Here is a 19,819-nt window from a genome sequence, read left to right on the forward strand (position 1 = left end):
CGGGCGGAATATGAGCCTTGGCACTCATCATGATAATCAGCATAATGGTACAAAGGACTGTGAATTTGATTCAAAGGTGATGCATGGACAATCGGGCGGGTGAAATGGAGGTCTTCGTTGCCGTTTCGGAGACCCGCAGCTTTTCGGCCGCTGCGCGGCGCCTGAAGCTTTCGCCGTCGGCAGTCAGCAAACTGTTGACCCGCATCGAGGACCGGTTGGGCACGCGGCTTCTCGTGCGTTCGACCCGGACGCTGCAACTGACGCCGGAGGGGGAAGTCTATCTGCAACGCGCCCAGCGGATTCTCACGGAAATCGCAGAGACCGAACAACTGGTCGCTGCCGGCGGCCGCATGACGCCGCGCGGGCTGTTGCGGGTGAACGCCGCGGTCGGCTTTGGCGAGCGCTACATCATGCCGCTCGCACCAGAGTTCCTCGCCCGCTATCCGGAGGTGCAGCTTGATCTGACGCTGACCGACAGCATGATCGACGTCGTCGGCGAGCGCGCCGACGTGGCGATCCGCACCGGCCCGCTGCGCGATTCATCCCTAAAGGCACGCAAGCTCATGGAAAGCCGTCCGGTCGTGATCGCATCGCCCGCCTATCTGGAAAGGCACGGGACACCGAATACGCCCGATGAACTCGACGGTCACAATTGCATCCGCTTCAATTTCCGTCGCAGCGTCGACGAATGGGCGTTCCGCATGCCGGGGCAGCCGGCTGCGGAATTGCGCTCGGTCTTCGGCAACATGCAGGTCTCGAGCGGTTCGATCGTCCGCCAGCTTTGCCTTGCCGGCATTGGCGTTGGCCGGATCGGCCGTTTCCACGTCGAGCCGGACTTCGAAGCCGGAACGCTCGTGCCGCTGCTCGAATATTATCAGTCGGGCGAGATCGAGACGGTCTACGCCGTCTATGCCGGACATGAGCATCTCGCCGCCCGTATCCGTGCCTTCATCGATTTCCTGGTCGAACGCATGTAGCGTCGCCCGGCGCTAAGCCTTCACCGCGACGATGAAAAATCTCGGGAAGCGCAGAAGGACCTTGCCGTCGCTCATGGCCGGATAGGCAGCGCGGATCCGGTCCGTGTAGTCGGCAGCAAAGGCGTCGCGTTTATCTTCCGGCAAGGCATCGAGATAAGGTCTGAGGCCGGTCCCCTTTACCCATTCGACGATCGCTTCGGCATTGGCGAGCCGGTGGTAGTAGATCGTGTGCCAGACCTCGATGCTGGCGGCCTGTGGCGCCAGGCATTCGACATAGGTTGCCGGTCCCGGCATGGGATTGCGGCGGACGGTCTTGCCGGCAAAGGCGTCAGTGAAAGCCGAGCTGCGAGCTGTCTCCTCCATCAGCAAATGGCTCAGCTCCCCGAGATTGTCCGGCATCTGGACCGCAAGCGTGCCGCCTGAAGCGAGCGCCCCCATCAGTCTTTCGAAGATCGTGAGGTGGTTCGGCAGCCATTGAAAGACAGCGTTGCCGTAAAACAGCGAAGCGCCGGCAGGCGGGACCCAGGTTGCGAGATCCGCCTTTTCGAAGGTGATGCCCGGCAGCCGCTTCGCCGCCGCAACGAGCATATTCTCGTCGCTGTCGAGGCCTGAAAGTGTGGCCTCGGGAAACCGGTCGCGGATGAGCTCGGTGGAGTTGCCCGGGCCGCAGCCGAGGTCGAAGGCGATGCCTTCGGGAGCTCGGGCACTTGGGCGAGGAGATCTCTGGCTGGGCGCGTGCGTTCGTCTTCGAACTTCAGATACTGCGCAGGCGACCAGACCATGGGGAGATCCTTCAGATACCGAATTGCAGACTTTCGAGAGAGGGCAGGATCAGCGCCGGCCCGTGATCACGATATTCGTCCGGCATGTCCGCCCGGTTGATCCATACGGTGCGAAACCCGAATTTCGTCGCCCCGGCGATATCCCAGCGGTTCGACGACTGGAAGGAGACGGCATGCGGGTAGAGCCGGTAGCCGGTGGTGACGATGTCGTAGACGGCGGGCGCGGTCTTGAAGGCCTTCACCGCGTCGACGGAAAAGACGTCGTCGATGACGATGTCGAGTGCGGCGTTGCGGACCGCAGAGGCGAGCATGGCCGGTGAACCGTTGGAGAGGATGGCGATGCGGGCGCCGCGTTCCTTGAGTCCCTTCAGAACCGCCGGCACTTCCGGATAGCAGTCGAGCGTCCAGTAGGCATCGAGCAATCGCTTGCGAAGTTTCGGGTCGGCGGAGGGAAACCGTGCGAAGGCGAAGTCGAGCGACTGTTCGGTCAGTTGCCAGAAATCCTGATAGCTGCCCATCAGCGAGCGCACCCAGGAATATTCGAGTTGCTTGGCCCGCCAGAGTTCGGAAAAAGCCTGCCCGTCCGGGCCGATCTCCTGCGCGTGGCGCCGGACAGCCGCATGCACGTCGAAGAGCGTGCCGTAGGCGTCAAACACATAGGCCGCGTGGGACATCTTTTCCTCCCGTCTTTTGTCTTCGGCGCTGGCGGGGCAAGGTCGAATCTTCCCGTCAAAGCCCGTCCGAAAACAAAGGCTTACAGCATCATGCCTGATCAGGCAGCCAACTGTCACCGTTCTTTCGTGGGATCATGTCAAATCTTTGTGCGATGCACAACGGCTGGCGGCAAAGCTGCAGATTTCTACAGCGCCGCGCGTCTTATCAGACGCGCAAAGGTCGCTGTAGCACTTTGATTTTCTGCATGTCTTTGTCCTTAAATCGAAGTCGATTTAAGGAGACATGCAGTAGCTTCAGCTTTTGGCTGGTTTCCAGACTTTCGCCGGGAAGCGCAGTGCCTGCTTGGCGAGCTTGCCCTTGAGCCCGAGCGCCGTGTCGCAAAGGTTGACGACATGCCTGTTCGGCTTGGCCTCCGGGCGCAGCGCATGGAGTGCGGCGGCGGCGTCCTCCGGTGGCATGTAGCGCGCCAGAATGCCGAGGGTGAGCGCGGTCGCGCGCCCAATGCCCCGAAGGCAATGGACGAGCAGATGGGCGTCTTCGGGCAGGTGGTCGACAAAGGCGAAGGTGGCTTCGATGGCTTGCGGGCGCGCCGCATCCGGCTCGTCCGGATCGGTGGTGTCGCCGAAAAAGAGTTCCAGATGCTTTTCCGGCGGCAGCTCGATCATCGAGAGCAGTCGGCTGCCGGGAGCGCGGATCGAGATCAGGTGCGTTGGCGCCCAGAGCGCGCGATTGTGTCGCGCTTCGGTCTGTGAGCTGACGATTGCCCGGATCGGCCATCCGGCCGGATGCGCCGGATTGGTCTTGAGGATGGGATGATAGAGTTCATCCGTGGTGACGGCTGCCGCAAGCGCCATGGCAGGACCTCGCTCGTGATTCTTCTTTGCAGATTTTGCCCTGAAACCCCGCCGCGCTTAAGGGCAAAATCTTGGGAGGGGTGAAAAGCTGCCGTTGGAGCTGAGGCTCACCCCGAATGGATATAGCGCCGCGACCAGCGAGACGGCACGAGAACAGTGGCAAGCGCGAGCCCGGTGGCGAGCGCAAAGGACGCCCAGAGCGAGGCCGCGCCGAAGTGGCGCTGCAAAAGAGCGCCGGCGACCGCGCCGGAGAACATGCCGAGCCAGGGCACGATTTGCACCAGCCACTGACGGTTCCTGTTGCCGAGCAGCCAGCGGCCGAGACCGCGCCCGAAGCGGGAAAGTGCCCCCGTCACGTAGGTAAGCCCGATCGGTAAGCCCTCGATATGTTCGACCGCCGCATTGACCAGGCCCATGGCGAGCACGACGCCGTAGAAATAGAAGGGCCGCGGCATAAGGGCCCCGAAACCGGCGCAGAGCATCAGCACGAGGCTGACCGTCGAGAGCACGCCGACGACGCCGAGGCGCGCGGCTGCGATCACGCCAAGTGCGTTGCCGATGATGAACGCCCCGAGCGCGCCGACGAGCAGCAAGGCGCCGATAAAATTACCGTCGCCGAGGGCGATCGCTGCCCGGGTCGTGTTGCCGCTCATGAAGGAGACGAAGTCGCCAATGCTCAAGAGCCCGATCGCGTCGGTCATGCCGGCAAGGAAAGAGATCGTCGCGGCAATGGCAAGCGCCGTGCCGGTGCGCTGACGCTTGATCAATCTTCGCCGTCTCGTAATGGTCATCTGCCTCGCCCCCGATCCGGAACAAGGTTTAGCGCATTGAGGGAGTGAGTCGGAATGGGCGTTGCCGGCACCCTTTCGTAGACGGTGCTTTTCCGGCCGCCCATGGCGCTATCAGAACCGCGTGATGACGCTGATGCCGAGGTCGGTTGCGCGGTCCATGGCGGTCAGCGCAGGGATCGCCTCTGCAAGCGAGATCTCCCGGCCGATCAATTGTTGCGGCCTCAGCTTGCCGTCGGCGATCATCGCCAGCATGGCGTCGTAGCGCCAGGCCTGCATGCCGTGGCTGCCATAGATCTCGAGCTCATGGCCGATCACCTGCGCCATCGGGATCTGCGGCGTCGCCTGGTCGCCGAGCATCAGGCCGACCTGGACGTGGCGGCCACGCCGGCGCAGATTCTTGATCGAGTTGAAGCAGGTCACCGGGTTGCCCAGCGCGTCGATCGAGACGTGCGCGCCGCCGCCGGTGATGTCTTTCACCGCCGCTGCCACGTCCTCGACCTCTCGGCCGTTGATGGTTGCGACCGCGCCGAGCGTCTTCGCGAAGGCGAGCTTGTCCTCGGCAATGTCGATCGCGATCGGCTGGGCGCCGAGCGCTGCTGCGATCATGATCGCCGACAGGCCCACACCGCCACAGCCGTGTACAGCGACCCATTCGCCGCCCTTCACCTTCGCCTGGTCGGCGATGGCGCGAAACGAGGTGGCAAAGCGGCAACCGAGGCTCGCGGCTGTCGTGAAGTCCATGCTTTCGGGCAGATGCACGAGGTTCTGGTCGGCAAAGTCGAGCGCGACATATTCGGCAAAAGAACCCCAATGGGTAAAGCCCGGCTGGAACTGTGCCTCGCAGACCTGCTGGTTGCCGGAGCGGCATTCGCCGCAGCGGCCGCAGCCGGAAACGAAGGGCACGGTGACCCGGTCGCCGACCTTGTAGCGCATCACGCCGCGGCCGGCGGCGGTGACAACCCCCGCCAGCTCGTGGCCCGGCACGTGGGGCAACCGGATATCGGCGTCATGGCCCATCCAACCGTGCCAGTCGGACCGGCAAAGCCCTGTGGCCTCGACCTTGATGACGACGCCGTTTTCGGTCGGGGTCGGATCGGGAAGGGTCCGGATTTCGGGCGTCTTCTCGAACGCGTCGTAATACATGGCTTTCATCGGGGCGCTCCTTGCAATGCGGGTGCGGCGCGGCCGTCGATGTGCCGCGCCATCAGAATTTCGTCGACCTCTACGCCTCCGTCGAGCATGCCGCCGGGGACACGGCCGATTTCGTGAAAACCTTCACGCGCGTAGAAGCGGATGGCCGTCGGGTTGTCGGCGCGTACGACCAGTTCCAGCAGGCGGATGCCGGACGCGCGGGCATGGCCGGTCAGATGGGTGAGAAGGTGCCGCGCCACGCCGGATCCGCGGGCTTCGTCGCGCACATAAACCATGATGATCGTGGCGCGGTGCGCCAGCCGGCTCGCGCGCTCGCGCATCAGCCCCATGATGCCGACAGGCTGGTCCCCGTCGAGAGCGGCAAAGACGGCGTTGGTCGTCAGCCGCGCCCGCCATTCCTCCGTCGAAAGGCGCTCCCAGTCTGCCGTAGTCGAGGCGAATGCTTGTGGCTCGCGGTTGAGCGCTTCCAGCCGTATGCGGCGGAAGATATCCACGTCGTCCTCGTCCAGATGCTTGATGCGCACGGCTTTCCCTTTCCTTTGCGCATGAGACTAAGCGAGAGGCCATCCAGGTACCAGAATGGCCGCCATGACATTTTTTGATATACCCATTCACCACGATGCTGTTTTTTCGGGTTATGCCGAGTAAGCAGAACAAAAAACCTGAAGGAGACGCCGATGGCCGTCGATACATCCCCCCGCTCAGTGACCTGGACCTATGTCGATGGCGAATGGCTCTCGGGCAACCCGCCGCTGATCGGCCCGACCTCGCACGCGATGTGGCTGGGTTCGACGGTGTTTGACGGCGCCCGCGTCTTCGACGGCGTTGCGCCCGACCTTGATCTGCATTGCCAGCGCGTCAACCGCTCGGCGACGGCGCTTGGTTTGAAGCCGACGATGGCAGCGGAAGAGATCGAGGCGCTGACCTGGGAGGGTGCCAAGAAGTTCGACGGCAAGACAGCGCTTTATGTGAAGCCGATGTATTGGGCCGAGCACGGCGCTGCCGGCGTCGTCGCCATCGACCCGGAATCGACCCGTTTCGCGCTCTGCCTGTTCGAGGCGCCGATGGGCAACGGCCATGGCGGCTCGTCGCTGACGCTCTCGCCCTTCCGCCGGCCGACGCTGGAATCGATGCCGACCGATGCCAAGGCCGGCTGCCTCTATCCAAACAATGCGCGCGTCCTGACCGAGGCCCGTTCGCGCGGCTTCGACAATGCGCTGGTGCGCGACATGCTCGGCAACATCGCCGAGACCGGTTCTTCCAACGTCTTCCTGGTCAAGGACGGCGTCGTCTATACGCCGGCCGCCAACCGCACCTTCCTCGCCGGCATCACCCGCTTCCGCGTGATGACGCTTCTACGGGAAGCCGGTTTCGAAGTGGTCGAGGCGACACTGACCATGGCCGACTTCGAAACGGCCGACGAGATCTTCACCACAGGCAACTATTCCAAGGTGCTGCCGGTCACGCGCCTCAAAAGCCGAGACCTGCAGGCCGGCCCGGTCGCCGCCAAGGCGCGCGATCTCTACATGGATTGGGCGCACGCAGCACGCGACGTCTGACGCACGCTCACATGCAATGCCCCGGCGCTCGGCGCTGGGGCAAAATGGCTGTCGGTTCGGGCACTCAGTACGAGCGGGGAGCGCGCGCCCTGACCAAGGCGCGCTTGTGGATCAGGTAGGCCTGGACTGACAGGCCTGCCAGGAAGATGACCAGCCAGGCGAGCAGCGTGGTCTGCACGATCGGCGATTCCGGCCCGCTGGCAAGCGGTTGCGAGGCGGGCAGGCGCTTCAGAGTCTCGGCGATTGCCGGCACGATCAGCAGGAAATAGCTGAAGGAGAAGCCCAACGTCGTCAGGTAGGGTTTCAGGTGGCCAACGAAGGCCAACCGTTCGATCGCCAAGCTGCCGGCGATGACCGCCAGCGTCACGATGCCAAGCGCATGACCCTCGTTGAAGCCGCCGGTGCTTGAAAGCCCGGCAGCGGTCAGGACCGCCAGGACGAGTGTGGCGAGGTAGATCTTGCCGGATCGGGTGGCGGGCACGATCGCGCCGTAACGGGCAAAGCCGTAGAGGCCGGCAACGACGGGCGCGAGACTGATTGCGGTATGAATGATGCCGAGCGTGGAAAGCGGATTTGCCATGAGCTTGCTCCTTCGGATTTCGACCGACTAGTTGGTCGGCAACTTGGCGAAAAGGAGACGCGATGGATTTAGCTGCCCATCGCGTCCGTTGGTTTTGATCTTTAGCCCGGGTCTGCACAGTCCACCGTTCCCGCGGGAACAGCGCCCTGCACATGCTCGTTTCATCGCCGGCGCTTTCGGGTCGGCGATCAAGCTTCGACTGTCGGCTTGAGCCGGTCCAATGCGGGCCGGGCGATCGCGGAGAAAACGGCCGGATCGGAACCGGCGACGCGCGCGGCAAGCATCGCACCATGGACCGTGGCCATCAGGGTCTCGGCCTCTGCCTTCGGCCCTCGCACCGCCTTCAGATGGCCGCTGACCACGCCGTCCTCGATCACTGCGCCGAGCCAGCCTGAAAGGTCGGCAAAATGACCGCGTACCTGCTGAACGACAGCGTCCGGCAGCGAGGGTAACTCCGAGGCGAGCAGGGCGCCTATGCAGAAGGGCAAATCCTGCCTGGCGATACAGTCTTCCCAGTAGCCGACATAGGCTTCAAGCCGCGCGACCGGATCGCTGACGGCGGCAAACAATCCCTCGACGTGGCGCCGATTGCTCTTGCGGTAGCGAGCAAGCACCATAGCTGCAAGGTCAGCCTTGGTCGGGAAGTGATGGTGGATGGTCGCCTTGCCGACGCCCAGTTCGCCCGAGATGTCGGCATAGCTGAACGCATTGTAGCCCCGCGACACCATGAGGTGTTCGGCTGAGTCCAGGATCCTCTCATAGGTATCGCTCACCATGACCAAGACTTATCAACGGGTCGGTTGAAGCTCAAGCGACGAGCGGCCGTCGATTCGCAGCTCATTGTGGCGGGCGGCAGCTGGCTGCAAACGGCAGGCAGTTCGTGGTCCAGGTCGGCTCGCGGCTATTTCTTCTTTGTCGGCACGCCCACCTTCACCGCGTCGGGCGTAAGCTCGCCGCCGAGTTCGACCGTCTTCTTTTTCTTGTCGAAGACGCAGATCTGCGTGACCGCGGCCTTGGAGCCCTTTGGCGTACCGATCACCAGCGCCAGACCGAAGCTCTCGGAGCCGAAGGGATCGACGACGGCGCTGGCCTTTTGCAGGGAGGTGGCGGCCGCCAGGCACTTCTTCGAAACCTCTGCCCGGAACGTCTCCCACGCATCGCCGGAAGAGGCCGCGGCACCGGATGCGGTGAAGGCCGCAGCAGTGGAGAGAACGAGAGCGGGGAGCAAGCGCTGTGGCATGGGTGATCCTTAGTGCATGATTGCAAGAGCGGCGAGGCTGCAGGCAAACCGTGGCGTCAATGTGCTCGAAAGTGTCATGCTTTCAAAATGATGTTGAAAGTATATTCCGTGGGTTGAGGAAAAATTGGCATTGCATCGGTTGCCTCCATGGGGGCCGGTGCCTATGTTCCCGCTCACAGATTTACCTGACGAAATCCCATGCCAAGAGGAGATGCCCACATGGCTTTCGAATTGCCGAACCTTCCCTATGACTACGATGCGCTGGCGCCCTACATGTCGCGCGAGACGCTGGAATACCACCACGACAAGCATCACCTCGCTTACGTGACCAACGGCAACAAGCTTGCTGAAGAAGCCGGCCTTGCCGACCTGTCGCTCGAGGAAGTCGTCAAGAAGTCCTATGGCACCAACCAGCCGCTGTTCAACAATGCCGGCCAGCACTACAACCACATCCACTTCTGGAAGTGGATGAAGAAGGGCGGCGGCGGCACCAGCCTGCCGGCCAAGCTCGACGCGGCCATCAAGTCCGATCTCGGCGGCTACGATAAGTTCCGCGCCGACTTCATCGCTGCCGGCACCGGCCAGTTCGGTTCGGGCTGGGCCTGGCTCTCGGTCAAGAACGGCAAGCTTGAGATCTCCAAGACCCCGAACGGCGAAAACCCGCTCGTTCACGGTGCTTCGCCGATCCTCGGCGTCGATGTCTGGGAACACTCCTATTATATCGACTACCGCAACGCCCGTCCGAAGTATCTCGAAGCCTTCGTCGACAGCCTGATCAATTGGGACTACGTGCTCGAAATGTACGAAGCCGCGGCCAAGTAAGTCGCTCGTTTTCCGTGCATGACGTTTGGACCCGGCGCTTGCGCCGGGTCTTTTCATTTGGGCTGCGCTCCGGCAATAGATGCGTCAGGCCGCGGTCGGTGGCGTTTTCCAGCCGCTGACCCAGAGTTCCCTCAGGCGGTTGCCTTCGCTCGGAAAATATGCGCCCGCCGCCTCGCAATGTTCGACGCGGTCGGCGCGGAAATTGCGGATAGCCTGCCGCAATTCGCACCAGGCAACGATGTTGGCAGTTTCGGAATAGTAGATCAGCGCCACGGGCCGGATCATCCGCTCCGTCGCGCGGCCGAGTTCGTCGCGATAGTTGAGTTCGAGCTTCTGCTCGTCGCGGATCGCCCGGCGCACCAAAGCGAGATCGATGCCGGCGGGCGAAGGGGTGATCGTTCCCCAGGCATGCAGCGCCTGGGAACGGAAGGCGAGCCGGAGCGGCTCGGGCACCGCGGCAGTGATCTTCTTGTTGACGCGGCCGGCTGCCGCCTTCAGTTCTTCGTCGCCGGTCCGTGAAAGCAGCGCCAGCGCCACGGCGATCGCTTCCGTTTCTTCGATCGAGAACATCAGCGGCGGCAGGTCGAAACCGGGCCTGAGGATATAACCGATGCCGCGGCCGCCCTCGATCGGCACCCGCATCGCCTGAAGTGCTGCGATATCGCGGTAGATCGAGCGCACCGTCACCTCCAGCGTCTCGGCCATCGCCGCGCCGGTCACGGGCTTTCGCGCAAGCCTGAGGATCTGGATGATCTCGAAAAGCCGTGCCGCCTTGCGCATCGAAAACCGCTCCCGTCGTCAACGCTCCTGACAATACCTTGTCAGTTGCCCGGATTTATACCATCAGCCAACGAATTGAAAAAACAGCAATTCGTATAGAGAAATGAAAAATCAGGCGACGGACAACTGACATGACCTACACGGAAAATCTCTGGCTCTTCTTCACCTTGCTGTTCGGCATCATCATCGTGCCGGGCATGGACATGGTCTTCGTTCTGGCGAACTCGCTGACCGGCGGCCGGGCCTCCGGCCTGTCGGCGACGGCCGGCATCATGGCGGGCGGCGTGCTGCACACGCTCTATGCGGCGCTCGGGGTCAGCGTCATCCTGCATCTGGTGCCTGGTCTCTTCAACGTGCTGCTCGTCGCCGGTGCTGCCTATATCGCCTGGATCGGCTTTTCGCTCGTCAGGAGTTCGATCACCATCGGCGGCATCGAAGGCTCGGGGAAGCTCTCGCGCTGGGCGAGTTTCCGGCAGGGTGCGCTGACGAGCCTGATGAACCCCAAGGCCTATCTCTTCATGCTGGCGGTCTATCCGCAGTTCCTCAAACCCCAGTTTGGGCCGATCTGGTCGCAGGCTCTGGTCATGGCCGCAATGATCGCGACAACGCAGCTCGCGATCTATGGCGGCCTGGCGCTTGCCGCCGGCCGCGGTCGTGATTTCCTGGTTGGCAGCCCCGGCGCAACGATGTGGATCGGCCGCGCCGCCGGCTTGGTGCTCATTCTGGTCGCGGCGTTCACCATCTGGCAGGGCTGGGCGAACTGATGTCCATCGTGGCCGCGAGTGAAGTATAAACATGATTATAAATGTCATATTTATACTTCTGACCGGTCGAAATCCCGGAAATACGAGGCGATCATTGGAAATTCTGCTGTCGTAACAAGCACATCAAAAAAATGTTACTTCCGCAGAATAATCAAGATGACATCATGCCGGCGCATTGGACATGAAGGCTTGCCAGGCAGATTCGCCAAACAGATTTGATTGACCGGGAGAACCTGATGAAAATACGCGCACTGATGTTGGCTGCCGCTCTTGCGGGCCTGGGGGTTACTGCCGTCACGGCAGCCGACGAGCCGCAGGTGGTTCGTCAGCAGCTGATGAAAAAGGTGGGTGCGGCGACCGGCGCGCTTGCCGGCATCGCCAAAGGTGAGAAACCTTATGACGCCGAGGTCGTCAAAGCGTCGCTGACGACGATCAGCGAAACGATAAAGACCTTCCCTGACCATTTCCCGGCCGGTTCGGAGACGGGGCATGAGACCGAGGCGAGCCCGAAGATCTGGGAAAACATGGATGACTTCAAGGCCAAGGCCGCCAAGCTCGGCACGGATACCGCGACGGTTCTGGCACAGCTCCCGGCTGACCAGGCCGGAGTCGGCGCGGCCCTTGGCGGCATCGGCAAGGACTGCGGCAGCTGTCATGAGAGCTATCGCCTGAAGAAGGATTGACGGGCGGCGACGTCGCATCATGTTGACAAGGGAGGCACGCGACTTTGAGCCGCGTGCCTCTATCTGCATTTAGGGCCGGTCCGCCTGCGGCTAGGCATGAGGGGTGACAATGGGGCGTCGCACGAGAAAGCTGATTTCGGGTCTTGTGGTGCTGGGCCTCGTCGGCGGAGCAGCCTTCTGGTGGCTGACGAAGCCGGCGCCGTGGAGTGCGTCTCATTGGGAGGGGCTCGGGGAACCGGATCTTGCCAACGGCGAACAGGTTTTCTGGGCCGGCGGCTGCGTGAGCTGTCACGCCAAGCGGGGCGCCGAAGGTGACGCTCGTCTCGTTCTTTCCGGCGGCGCCCCGTTGAAGAGCCCGTTCGGAACCTTCCATGCGCCGAACATCTCGCCTGACGAGACCGCCGGCATCGGCGGGTGGACGCTTGCGGACTTCGGCAATGCGATGACCCGCGGCGTGGGACGCAACGGCGAGCATCTCTATCCGTCCTTCCCCTATGGCTCCTATGCGCGCATGACGACCAAGGACGTCAACGATCTCTGGGGTTTCATGAAGACCCTGCCGAAGAGCGCGGACGTGGCGCCGCCGCACGAACTGCCGTTCCCCTACAACATGCGGGTGGCATTGGGCGGCTGGAAGCTGCTGTTCCTGACAGACAAGCCACGCGTCGCGGTGGACGCCAACGATCCAAAGCTTGCCCGCGGCCAGTATCTCGTCGAGGGGCCGGGCCATTGCGGCGAGTGCCATACGCCCCGTAATGCGATTGGCGGTTTCGAGCCCGATCAGTGGCTGGCCGGCGCGCCGAATCCGGAGGGCCAGGGCCGAATCCCCGACATCACACCCGGCTCCAAGAGCATCGGCGGCTGGAGTGCCTCGGATATCGCCTCGTATCTCGAAACCGGTTTCACGCCGGAATTCGATTCCGTCGGCGGCTCGATGGTCGAGGTGCAGAAGAACATGGCGAAACTGACGCCGGCCGACCGGGAGGCGATTGCCGCCTATCTCAAGGCGGTCCCGGCGCTCTGACCCTTGATCTTCGCGTCGAGGCGCGCTCAACTCCTTCTGCATGCTTTCCCTGATCGTCACCGGTTGAGGGGAAAAACATGCAGGAATTCAAAGTGCTGCAGCGACCTTTGTGCGTCGAGAGGCGCGCGCGTTGCTGCAGGACAACGAGGAGGAGACTGAATGCGCCCACACGAGACCGTGCCCTATGACCAGTGGATCGAGCGCAGCCCCGAGGAGATGGCGACGCGTGCCGCTGACTTCTACGAAGAGATCAACCGTCGGCGCACCACCCGCTATTTCAGCGATCGCGCCGTGCCGCGGGAGGTCATAGAAACCTGTCTGAAGGCGGCCGGCACGGCGCCGAGCGGCGCCAATCATCAGCCCTGGCATTTCACGGTCATAGAGAGCGCCGCGATCAAGGCCGAGGTGCGCCGCGCGGCGGAAGAGGAAGAGCGCATCTTTTATCGGGATAAGGCGCCGCAGGAATGGCTCGACGCATTGGCGCCACTGGGCACGGACGAGGACAAACCTTTCCTTGAGACCGCTCCCTACCTGATCGTCATCTTCTCGCAGAAGCGCGGCGGCCCCAACCCGGGCGACCTGAAGAAGAACTACTACATCAATGAAAGCGTCGGCATCGCCACGGGCATCCTGATCACGGCGCTGCACCATGCCGGGCTCGCGACGCTCACCCATACGCCGGCGCCGATGAATTTCCTCAACGAGATCTGTGGCCGACCGGAAAGTGAAAAGCCGTTCCTGATCCTGGTTGTCGGTTTTCCCGCCCCGGATGCGACCGTTCCAGTCGCCGGCAAGGTGAAGAAACCGCTCAATCAGATCTCGAACTGGCTCTAGAGCATCCTGCCCTCAAGTGGAATCGCTGTGGGCAGAAAGATGCTCTAGAATCAAAATGCTAGAGCGACCTTTGTGCGTTCATAAGAACGCACGGCGCTCTAGCGCAAGTCTCAGCCGACGCTGCCGCTTTCATTCGTCCGATGCTCGTGTCCGTAGAGCGCGAGAAAGCCGTCGAGTTCCGTCGAGCCAAGTCCAAGTCCGTGCAGGATCTCGCCGGCAAAACTGATCGGCGCGGTTCCGGCGGCAGTGACGACGTGGCCGCTGCGCAGTGCCTGCGACTGATCGCGATAGTGCGGCCCACCGCGATAGCCGGGCAGCGCCGCAAGGCTTTCGGCGCTGTTGCCGGTGTGGTCGATGCCGTTGAGAAGACCGCTTGTGGCGAGCGCATTGACACCACCGCAGATGGCCGCGACCACCCGCTTGTCGCGATCGAAAGCGCGGATCGTTGTCGAGAGATCAGGAGCCTCATTCGTGTCCCAGATCGATCCGCCGCAGATCACCAAGCCATCGAAGCCCGCAGGATCGAGCGCGTCGATCGACAGATGCGCCGAGACGTCGAGCCCGCCCATCGACGTCACGCGTGCGCCGTCGGCTGTGGCGACCTCGACATCGATGCCGAGATGGGTGCGCGCCGCCGCCATCAACAGCGCACATTCCCAATCGGCGAAGCCTTCACAGAGCACGATTGCAAGACGCATCGTTCGATCCTCATCCAAGCTTCTGCATATAGCGCATGCCGGTCACCGGACGAGGCACGAAACGTTCGGATTCGTAGAAATGATGCGCCTGGAAGTTGCCCGTGGCGGCGCTGACCGAAAGGAAGTCGCAGCCGGCCATCTTCGCCTGCTCGCGCGCCTTGGCAACGAGGTGACGGCCGATGCCGGTGCCGCGGCTTTCAGGGCGAACGAAGAGGTGATGCAGTTCCATGCCGCGTGCACCTTCGGCTGCCCGGTAGATCGGCACTAGGATCGCGTAGCCGATCAGCCGATTGCCGGCCTCGGCAACGAGTGCCGTGATCCAGGGCGTGCGGCCGAAGAGATCGCGTTCAAGCTGTTCGGGCGTGATCGGCGCCGCGTCGCCGTGATGGGCGGAAAGTTCCGCGATCATGTCGCGCAGTTCCGGCAGGTCGCGCTGCTTGGCGCAGCGGATGGTGATCATCGGCGGTCGCGTTGCCGGTGTCGAATGTAGGGTAGGGATGGCGGTCTGTAGCATGTCTTGGCTCCTCGGGTTTTCTCGCCATCAGGAGCCGGAAAAACAAAAGCCGCCTGATGGCGGCCTTGTTGAATATGATCAGCAGGCCGCTCCTATCGGAACAGCCAAAAATACACGCGGCAAATGGGTGCGTTCTTGATCATGGGCGCTAGATTGTTCGTTTTCGCGATTTTGTCAACGGGAATTTTTTCGCGCGAGCGACCGTGGCGCGGCAGTCTCAGTGCTCGTTCTCGCACATCGAGTGGTCGGCCAGGGCCCGGATCACATAGCAGTCACCCACCGTGTGGTTGCCGTCGCAGGCGACGATGCGTTCCAGTTCCTGCTCCAGCTTCTTCAGCCGGGCGATCTTCTCGCGAACGGTCGCCAGATGCTCGCTGGCGATCCGGTCGGCCTCGCCGCACGGGCGCTCCGGGTGTTGGCTGAGGGCGAGCAAGTCGCGGATGGAATCGATCGACAGGCCGAGGTCGCGCGCATGGCGGATGAAGGCCAGCCGCTCGAGCTCGCTTTTCACATAGCGCCGCTGGTTGCCTTCGGACCGTTCGGGTGCCGCGATCAGCCCCATCTGCTCGTAATAGCGGATCGTAGGAATTTTGACGCCGGTGCGCCGTGAGAGATCGCCGATGGAATACATGCTCGCCTCAAACCTATAGCTTCTGGAGCAATAGATAATGACACGCTGCCTTGTGTCAATGGCAGTGGGAGGGAAGGGCCTATCTAGGCCCTTCCCGAATGCCGAGACTGTGGCCCCGGCAGCAATGCTGGCCCGGCTCAGCCGCAGTCAGGTTTGTTACCGAGGAACGAGAGCAAGACCTCATCGAAGAGATCGCTTTCCTCCAGTTGCGGTGTGTGGCCGCTCTTCTCGAAGGTTTGCACCGTCAGGTCCGCGAAGTCCTCCCGGTACTCGTCCCAGGTGGAGGCCGGCACGACGAGATAATCCGATCGGCCAAGTGCAAGCAGCACAGGTGCCGTCAGCGCGTTCAACCCCTTGCGGATATCGATGTCGCGAAAGACCTCTCCCCAGAGATGATCGAAGACCGCGTTGTTGACGGTGACATCTAGCCAAAGCGACGCCGCGTCGAAGTCCGGCTGATGCCAGCTCTTCGCGCCAAGCCGGATCAGCAGCGATTTGAACCGCTCCTCCGGCCGCGCGGCGATGTCGGCACCAAGCTTGGCCATTTCCCGTTCGAAGATCGCCTTACGCTCGGGCGAGACGGTCTCCTCCCAGATCCGGTCGGCGAGCGCCATGTGGCGGGCCGAATGGCTCGGGCCGGTCCCGACCATAACCACATGGCTGATGCGCTCCGGGTGCCGTTTGGCATATTCGAGCGCCATGTAGCCGTGGCCGGAATGACCGAGGATGGCAAACCGCTCGAGACCGAGATGCGCGCGCAGCCGGTCGAGGTCGTCGAGCACCGTCTCGAAGCCGATGTCGCCGGCGGTATATTTCGTCCATGCGGGCGCGAAGCCGCGATGGTCGATGAAGACCAGCCGCAGCTTTTCGCGAAGCGCCCTTGAGAAGGTGCGCGGATAATAGATGGCACTGCCGACGACGAGCAGCGGCGTGCCGCTACCCTCGATCGCATAGCCAAGGTCGAAGGGGCCGGCGCGAAGGCTGCCGGTTTCGGAAATGATTCCGTCTTTGGTTGTCATGTAGATGATCCCAGCGATGGCCGGTGAACGGTCATGTCAATGTTAGGCGTTCATGCGGCCGGAAAAATGCCATGCCAAAAGCCGCCGAAGGGCGGGCCCGGCTCGGTGAATTTTCTGGCGATGAACGTCGCTAGCGGATCAGGCGCACGGATCTTGGTCTCTTGAGGAGGGCTGGATATCATCCATTGCCGGAACGAGACAAGTCCGTCCGGCAGTGCCGCCTTTTTAGAGGGCGTCACTTGCGCTATCGGCAATGTCGGTGGCCGCGTTATCGCGTTGCTTTTCGACACCCATCGCACGTTCGATCGCCTGGCGGATTTCGTCTTCGACGGCCTTGCGCTGCTCGGAATCCATCGCCTTGAGGTCTTCCTCGCTGAGACCTAGCGACTCCAGGATCTGCGCGCGGATCTGTTCTGCCAGGCTCATCTTCGCCCGCTTCAGGAACTCGTCGCTGACCGAGTTGCCCGAGGGCGCCGCCCCTTCCTTGTCCGTGATCGAGGCGGTACCGGTTTCGTCGCGGGTCGCGGTCGCCCACAGCGCGTTGGAGAGCGCGTTCGACGTCGACGGCGGCGCAATCGTCGGGGCTTGGCGCGGGCGCGCGTCGGTGCCGGTCTCTTCGATCGGCGAAACCGTACCCATCTGCTGGCGGCGCTGGGAGAAGTAGTAGTTCGAGATGCTGTTGTCGATCTTCATGGGAATCCCCCGGAATCTGTCGTCCGGGGGAAGCTGCTTTTGCCGGCTTGCGCGGAGCTTGCCGCTGCAACCTTCTAGCGAGAGTTAGGGATGATTCTCGCGCCTCAAGGCAGAGTGTAGGCGATGATGTAATCGCCTGGCCTGGTGCCGACCGAACCGTGACCGCCGGCGACGATCAGCACATACTGCTTGTCGCCGACCGCATAGCTCATCGGTGTCGACTGGCCGCCGGCGGGCAGGCGTGCCTCCCAGAGCTGGCGGCCGGTCGTCAGGTCATAGGCGCGCAGATAGTCGTCGACCGCGGCGCCAAGGAAGGCGAGGCCGCCCTTGGTGATCATTGGTCCGCCGATACCCGGCACACCCACCTTGAACGGCAATGGCAGCGGCGTCATGTCCTCGACGGTGCCATTCTTGTGCTTGTAGGCGATCTTGCCGGTTCGAAGATCCGCGCCGGCGACATAACCCCATGGCGGCGCCTGGCAGGGAATGCCGAGCGGCCCGAGGAAGGGGCCCATGAAGACGCCATAGGGCGCGCCGTCGTTGCGGTTGAGGCCCTGTTCCGACCCCTTCTCGTCCTGTCCCTTTGGCGGAACCTGGTCGCGAGGCACCAAACGCGAGGTGAAGGCGAGATAGGTCGGCATGCCGAACATCACCTGCCGTTCCGGATCGACGGCGACGGAGCCCCAATTGAAGGTGCCGAAGTTGCCGGGATAGACGAGCGTCCCTTCGATCGACGGCGGCGTGTAGCGCCCCTCGTATTTCAGCGACCGGAACTCGATGCGGCAGGCAAGCTGGTCGAAGAGCGTGACGCCCCACATGTCCTTCTCCTGCAGCGGCGCAGGCATGAAGGTGAGGCCGGAGACCGGCTGCGTCGGCGCGGTGAAATCCTCAGGGATCGCTCCGCCCGGCGCCTGAACCTCCTCAACCGGAATGATCGGCTCGCCGCTCCTGCGGTCGAGCACGTAGATATCGCCTTGCTTCGTCGGCCCGACCAGCGCCGGCACCACGGTGCCGTCTTCCTTGGTGATGTCGAGCAGGGCTGGCTGTGCCGGCACGTCCATGTCCCAGAGGTCGTGGTGCACGGTCTGGCGCACCCAGCGCACGGCGCCGGAGTTGATGTCGAGCGCGACGATCGAGGACGAGTATTTCTCGACGTGCTCGCTGCGGCCCATGCCGAGCTGATCCGGCACCTGGTTGCCCATGGGGATGTAGACGAGGCCAAGCGCTTCGTCGTAGCTGAACACCGACCAGCTGTTTGGCGAGTTGGTCGTATAGGTCTGGCCCTCGGGAAGGGGCATCGTCACATCCGGATTGCCGCTGTCCCAGTTCCAGATCAGTGCGCCGGTGTTGGTATCGAAGGCGCGGATGACGCCGGATTGTTCCTGGGTCGAGTAGTTGTCGTTGACGGCGCCGCCGACAATGAGCTTGCCGGCAACGGCCACTGGCGGTGACGTCGAATAATAGTAGCCGGCCGGATTGTACTTCATGCCCGTTTCGAGATGCAGCACGCCGTTATCGGCAAAGCTGGTGCAGACGGAGCCGGTCGCGGCGTCGAGCGCGATCAGGCGCGCATCGGAGGTCGGCAGGTAGACCCGCTCGGCGCAGGGGCTGCCCGGCGCGGCAACCGGGTCGGCCCAATAGGTGACGCCGCGGCAGGTTTGGTGCTGGCGGTCGGGGTTCATGCCCGAGTTGGAATCATACTTCCATTTCTCCTCGCCGGTCGCCGCGTCGAGCGCGATCGCCCAGTTGTGCGGGGTGCAGGCATAGAGCGTGTCTTTGATCTTGAGCGGCGTGACCTGATAGGTCGTCTCCCCGACGTCGTCGGGCCGTTTGACGTCGCCGGTCTGGTACTGCCAGGCAACCCTCAGATTGCCGACATTGTCCGGCGTGATCTGGTTGAGCGGCGAATACCTTTGACCGAACGGCGTGCGCCCGTATTGATGCCATTCGCCCGGAGGCACCGAGCCTCCCAGCGGCGGGTTGGCGGCAACGATATCGCTTGGCAGATCGCCTCGGATATCGTGCGGATCCAGCATCAGGGCATAGCCCGCCACGCCGATCGAGATGAGTACGGCGATCGCCAGCGGCCAGGCGCTCACCGCATAGCGCTCGCCCGTAGGGCTCTGGAAGCCGAGTGGCTGACGGACGGCCGGCAGCAGCAGCCAGAGCCCCAGAAGCACGATGACGCCGCCGCGCGGGCCAAGCTGCCACCAGTCGAATCCGACTTCCGAGATCGCCCAGCCGAGCGAGCCGACGATAATGAACGCATAGAGCCAGATCGCCGCCGATTTCCGCATGAACAGGAGCACGGCCGTCAGCAGGAAGCCGATACCGACGACGAGGTAGTAGGGGCTGCCGCCGAGTATCAGCAGCTTGGCCCCGCCGCCACCGAGCACGAGGCCGATGAGAGCGAAGACGGTGGCCGTCAGGATGAGCATGATGGAAACTCCCGCATTGAAGAACGGTGCCGCGGCACGGTTTTTTCCATAACGCCGGTCCCCGTTCGGGGCCGCGTGAGACAGGTCTGTTTCGGAGCTGGCGGTCGCAAGCAACGTCGCGGCAGCCTGGTGTGGAATGGCGCGTTTGGCACCCTTACCGGTAGCACCTAACGCGCCGCACCTGCCTTTCAATAGCCACAATTTCGCAGCGCGGAAATTTAGAGGTATGCGATGGGGTTGTGCTCAAGGCGCCGAGGTAGCTGAAGGCAAGGCTGACATGCGCTTCGGCTCAACCCGCTGCCAGAGAAG

General features: G+C 62.9%; 22 protein-coding genes and 1 pseudogene. 7 read left to right on the forward strand and 16 right to left on the reverse strand.

What is annotated here, in order from left to right; translation table 11 throughout:
• The first annotated feature begins 83 nt into the window (after positions 1 to 83).
• A complete protein-coding gene (locus ACN9MO_RS03285; protein WP_113132819.1) occupies positions 84 to 977 on the forward strand; it encodes a LysR family transcriptional regulator in 894 nt (297 codons plus the stop codon).
• 12 nt (positions 978 to 989) lie between these two features.
• Here ACN9MO_RS03285 and tam read toward each other — a convergent pair.
• The 6 genes and pseudogenes from tam to ACN9MO_RS03315 form a co-directional block, all read right to left on the reverse strand.
• A pseudogene (tam, locus tag ACN9MO_RS03290) lies at positions 990 to 1,759 on the reverse strand (trans-aconitate 2-methyltransferase).
• An 11-nt stretch (positions 1,760 to 1,770) separates the two neighbouring features.
• On the reverse strand, positions 1,771 to 2,433 hold the full coding sequence (locus tag ACN9MO_RS03295; protein WP_113132818.1) for a haloacid dehalogenase type II: 663 nt from the start codon (positions 2,431 to 2,433) through the stop codon (positions 1,771 to 1,773).
• Positions 2,434 to 2,727: 294 nt separating this feature from the next.
• Positions 2,728 to 3,288, reverse strand: a complete 561-nt coding sequence (locus ACN9MO_RS03300; RefSeq protein WP_112995370.1) for a phosphatase — start codon at positions 3,286 to 3,288, stop codon at positions 2,728 to 2,730.
• Between the two features lie 107 nt (positions 3,289 to 3,395).
• The gene (locus ACN9MO_RS03305) at positions 3,396 to 4,079 is read right to left on the reverse strand and encodes a YoaK family protein (RefSeq protein ID WP_113132817.1); all 684 of its coding nucleotides are present in this window, start codon (positions 4,077 to 4,079) and stop codon (positions 3,396 to 3,398) included.
• Positions 4,080 to 4,190: 111 nt separating this feature from the next.
• Positions 4,191 to 5,231, reverse strand: coding sequence for a zinc-dependent alcohol dehydrogenase family protein (locus tag ACN9MO_RS03310; RefSeq protein WP_113132816.1), 1,041 nt, complete (start codon positions 5,229 to 5,231; stop codon positions 4,191 to 4,193).
• Positions 5,228 to 5,755: a GNAT family N-acetyltransferase gene (locus ACN9MO_RS03315; RefSeq protein WP_113132815.1), complete on the reverse strand. Its 528-nt coding sequence runs from the start codon at positions 5,753 to 5,755 to the stop codon at positions 5,228 to 5,230. Before ACN9MO_RS03315 ends, ACN9MO_RS03310 begins: the two co-directional genes overlap by 4 nt.
• A 153-nt stretch (positions 5,756 to 5,908) precedes the next feature.
• Here ACN9MO_RS03315 and ACN9MO_RS03320 point away from each other — a divergent pair, with 153 nt between their 5' ends.
• A complete protein-coding gene (locus ACN9MO_RS03320) occupies positions 5,909 to 6,790 on the forward strand; it encodes a branched-chain amino acid aminotransferase (RefSeq protein WP_113132814.1) in 882 nt (293 codons plus the stop codon).
• A gap of 64 nt (positions 6,791 to 6,854) precedes the next feature.
• Here the strand turns inward: ACN9MO_RS03320 and ACN9MO_RS03325 are convergent, their stop codons facing one another.
• The 3 genes from ACN9MO_RS03325 to ACN9MO_RS03335 form a co-directional block, all read right to left on the reverse strand.
• Entirely contained in the window at positions 6,855 to 7,370 is a 516-nt protein-coding gene (locus ACN9MO_RS03325; protein WP_112995373.1) for a hypothetical protein, read from the reverse strand.
• A gap of 188 nt (positions 7,371 to 7,558) precedes the next feature.
• Positions 7,559 to 8,146: a TetR/AcrR family transcriptional regulator gene (locus ACN9MO_RS03330; protein ID WP_057250495.1), complete on the reverse strand. Its 588-nt coding sequence runs from the start codon at positions 8,144 to 8,146 to the stop codon at positions 7,559 to 7,561.
• 125 nt (positions 8,147 to 8,271) lie between these two features.
• A complete protein-coding gene (locus tag ACN9MO_RS03335; RefSeq protein ID WP_058325545.1) occupies positions 8,272 to 8,610 on the reverse strand; it encodes a hypothetical protein in 339 nt (112 codons plus the stop codon).
• 219 nt (positions 8,611 to 8,829) lie between these two features.
• On the opposite strand from ACN9MO_RS03335, the gene ACN9MO_RS03340 reads away from it, so the two are divergent.
• Positions 8,830 to 9,432, forward strand: coding sequence for a superoxide dismutase (locus ACN9MO_RS03340; RefSeq protein ID WP_057250491.1), 603 nt, complete (start codon positions 8,830 to 8,832; stop codon positions 9,430 to 9,432).
• A gap of 84 nt (positions 9,433 to 9,516) precedes the next feature.
• On the opposite strand, the gene ACN9MO_RS03345 is transcribed toward ACN9MO_RS03340, so the two are convergent.
• Positions 9,517 to 10,212: a helix-turn-helix transcriptional regulator gene (locus ACN9MO_RS03345; protein WP_113132813.1), complete on the reverse strand. Its 696-nt coding sequence runs from the start codon at positions 10,210 to 10,212 to the stop codon at positions 9,517 to 9,519.
• Positions 10,213 to 10,343: 131 nt separating this feature from the next.
• Between ACN9MO_RS03345 and ACN9MO_RS03350 the strand changes: the two genes are divergently transcribed.
• The 4 genes from ACN9MO_RS03350 to ACN9MO_RS03365 all read left to right on the forward strand — a co-directional run bounded on the left by ACN9MO_RS03350 (position 10,344) and on the right by ACN9MO_RS03365 (position 13,517).
• Positions 10,344 to 10,976, forward strand: a complete 633-nt coding sequence (locus ACN9MO_RS03350; protein WP_113132812.1) for a LysE family translocator — start codon at positions 10,344 to 10,346, stop codon at positions 10,974 to 10,976.
• A gap of 236 nt (positions 10,977 to 11,212) precedes the next feature.
• Positions 11,213 to 11,659 carry a c-type cytochrome gene (locus ACN9MO_RS03355; RefSeq protein WP_110879819.1) on the forward strand — a complete coding sequence of 149 codons (447 nt, stop codon included), beginning with the start codon at positions 11,213 to 11,215 and terminating at the stop codon, positions 11,657 to 11,659.
• A gap of 109 nt (positions 11,660 to 11,768) precedes the next feature.
• Complete coding sequence (locus tag ACN9MO_RS03360; protein ID WP_112947591.1) at positions 11,769 to 12,683, forward strand: c-type cytochrome; 915 nt, start codon at positions 11,769 to 11,771, stop codon at positions 12,681 to 12,683.
• Between the two features lie 159 nt (positions 12,684 to 12,842).
• The gene (locus tag ACN9MO_RS03365) at positions 12,843 to 13,517 is read left to right on the forward strand and encodes a nitroreductase family protein (protein WP_110879821.1); all 675 of its coding nucleotides are present in this window, start codon (positions 12,843 to 12,845) and stop codon (positions 13,515 to 13,517) included.
• 110 nt (positions 13,518 to 13,627) lie between these two features.
• Here ACN9MO_RS03365 and ACN9MO_RS03370 read toward each other — a convergent pair whose 3' ends face one another.
• The 6 genes from ACN9MO_RS03370 to ACN9MO_RS03395 form a co-directional block, all read right to left on the reverse strand.
• On the reverse strand, positions 13,628 to 14,215 hold the full coding sequence (locus ACN9MO_RS03370) for a DJ-1/PfpI family protein (protein ID WP_113132811.1): 588 nt from the start codon (positions 14,213 to 14,215) through the stop codon (positions 13,628 to 13,630).
• A 10-nt stretch (positions 14,216 to 14,225) separates the two neighbouring features.
• Positions 14,226 to 14,729 carry a GNAT family N-acetyltransferase gene (locus ACN9MO_RS03375; protein ID WP_113132810.1) on the reverse strand — a complete coding sequence of 168 codons (504 nt, stop codon included), beginning with the start codon at positions 14,727 to 14,729 and terminating at the stop codon, positions 14,226 to 14,228.
• 217 nt (positions 14,730 to 14,946) lie between these two features.
• Complete coding sequence (locus ACN9MO_RS03380; RefSeq protein WP_113132809.1) at positions 14,947 to 15,360, reverse strand: MerR family transcriptional regulator; 414 nt, start codon at positions 15,358 to 15,360, stop codon at positions 14,947 to 14,949.
• A gap of 137 nt (positions 15,361 to 15,497) precedes the next feature.
• Positions 15,498 to 16,379 carry an alpha/beta fold hydrolase gene (locus tag ACN9MO_RS03385; RefSeq protein ID WP_113132808.1) on the reverse strand — a complete coding sequence of 294 codons (882 nt, stop codon included), beginning with the start codon at positions 16,377 to 16,379 and terminating at the stop codon, positions 15,498 to 15,500.
• A 225-nt stretch (positions 16,380 to 16,604) separates the two neighbouring features.
• A complete protein-coding gene (locus tag ACN9MO_RS03390; RefSeq protein ID WP_113132807.1) occupies positions 16,605 to 17,072 on the reverse strand; it encodes a hypothetical protein in 468 nt (155 codons plus the stop codon).
• A 104-nt stretch (positions 17,073 to 17,176) separates the two neighbouring features.
• Positions 17,177 to 19,510, reverse strand: coding sequence for a glucose/quinate/shikimate family membrane-bound PQQ-dependent dehydrogenase (locus ACN9MO_RS03395; protein ID WP_425986560.1), 2,334 nt, complete (start codon positions 19,508 to 19,510; stop codon positions 17,177 to 17,179).
• Positions 19,511 to 19,819: the final 309 nt, after the last annotated feature.

Source organism: Ensifer sp. R-19, from assembly GCF_049905105.1.
GTDB lineage: Bacteria > Pseudomonadota > Alphaproteobacteria > Rhizobiales > Rhizobiaceae > Ensifer.

Bases quoted from the DNA above. Each gene is read 5' to 3' on its own strand.
- ACN9MO_RS03285 (WP_113132819.1), top strand. From the start codon at position 84: ATGGACAATCGGGCGGGTGAAATGGAGGTCTTCGTTGCCGTTTCGGAG.
- ACN9MO_RS03295 (WP_113132818.1), bottom strand. From the start codon at position 2,433: ATGTCCCACGCGGCCTATGTGTTTGACGCCTACGGCACGCTCTTCGAC.
- ACN9MO_RS03395 (WP_425986560.1), bottom strand. From the start codon at position 19,510: ATGCTCATCCTGACGGCCACCGTCTTCGCTCTCATCGGCCTCGTGCTC.
- ACN9MO_RS03335 (WP_058325545.1), bottom strand. From the start codon at position 8,610: ATGCCACAGCGCTTGCTCCCCGCTCTCGTTCTCTCCACTGCTGCGGCC.
- ACN9MO_RS03320 (WP_113132814.1), top strand. From the start codon at position 5,909: ATGGCCGTCGATACATCCCCCCGCTCAGTGACCTGGACCTATGTCGAT.
- ACN9MO_RS03350 (WP_113132812.1), top strand. From the start codon at position 10,344: ATGACCTACACGGAAAATCTCTGGCTCTTCTTCACCTTGCTGTTCGGC.
- ACN9MO_RS03375 (WP_113132810.1), bottom strand. From the start codon at position 14,729: ATGCTACAGACCGCCATCCCTACCCTACATTCGACACCGGCAACGCGA.
- ACN9MO_RS03330 (WP_057250495.1), bottom strand. From the start codon at position 8,146: ATGGTGAGCGATACCTATGAGAGGATCCTGGACTCAGCCGAACACCTC.
- ACN9MO_RS03310 (WP_113132816.1), bottom strand. From the start codon at position 5,231: ATGAAAGCCATGTATTACGACGCGTTCGAGAAGACGCCCGAAATCCGG.
- ACN9MO_RS03325 (WP_112995373.1), bottom strand. From the start codon at position 7,370: ATGGCAAATCCGCTTTCCACGCTCGGCATCATTCATACCGCAATCAGT.
- ACN9MO_RS03360 (WP_112947591.1), top strand. From the start codon at position 11,769: ATGGGGCGTCGCACGAGAAAGCTGATTTCGGGTCTTGTGGTGCTGGGC.
- ACN9MO_RS03305 (WP_113132817.1), bottom strand. From the start codon at position 4,079: ATGACCATTACGAGACGGCGAAGATTGATCAAGCGTCAGCGCACCGGC.
- ACN9MO_RS03355 (WP_110879819.1), top strand. From the start codon at position 11,213: ATGAAAATACGCGCACTGATGTTGGCTGCCGCTCTTGCGGGCCTGGGG.
- ACN9MO_RS03365 (WP_110879821.1), top strand. From the start codon at position 12,843: ATGCGCCCACACGAGACCGTGCCCTATGACCAGTGGATCGAGCGCAGC.
- ACN9MO_RS03380 (WP_113132809.1), bottom strand. From the start codon at position 15,360: ATGTATTCCATCGGCGATCTCTCACGGCGCACCGGCGTCAAAATTCCT.
- ACN9MO_RS03345 (WP_113132813.1), bottom strand. From the start codon at position 10,212: ATGCGCAAGGCGGCACGGCTTTTCGAGATCATCCAGATCCTCAGGCTT.
- ACN9MO_RS03370 (WP_113132811.1), bottom strand. From the start codon at position 14,215: ATGCGTCTTGCAATCGTGCTCTGTGAAGGCTTCGCCGATTGGGAATGT.
- ACN9MO_RS03390 (WP_113132807.1), bottom strand. From the start codon at position 17,072: ATGAAGATCGACAACAGCATCTCGAACTACTACTTCTCCCAGCGCCGC.
- ACN9MO_RS03300 (WP_112995370.1), bottom strand. From the start codon at position 3,288: ATGGCGCTTGCGGCAGCCGTCACCACGGATGAACTCTATCATCCCATC.
- ACN9MO_RS03385 (WP_113132808.1), bottom strand. From the start codon at position 16,379: ATGACAACCAAAGACGGAATCATTTCCGAAACCGGCAGCCTTCGCGCC.
- ACN9MO_RS03340 (WP_057250491.1), top strand. From the start codon at position 8,830: ATGGCTTTCGAATTGCCGAACCTTCCCTATGACTACGATGCGCTGGCG.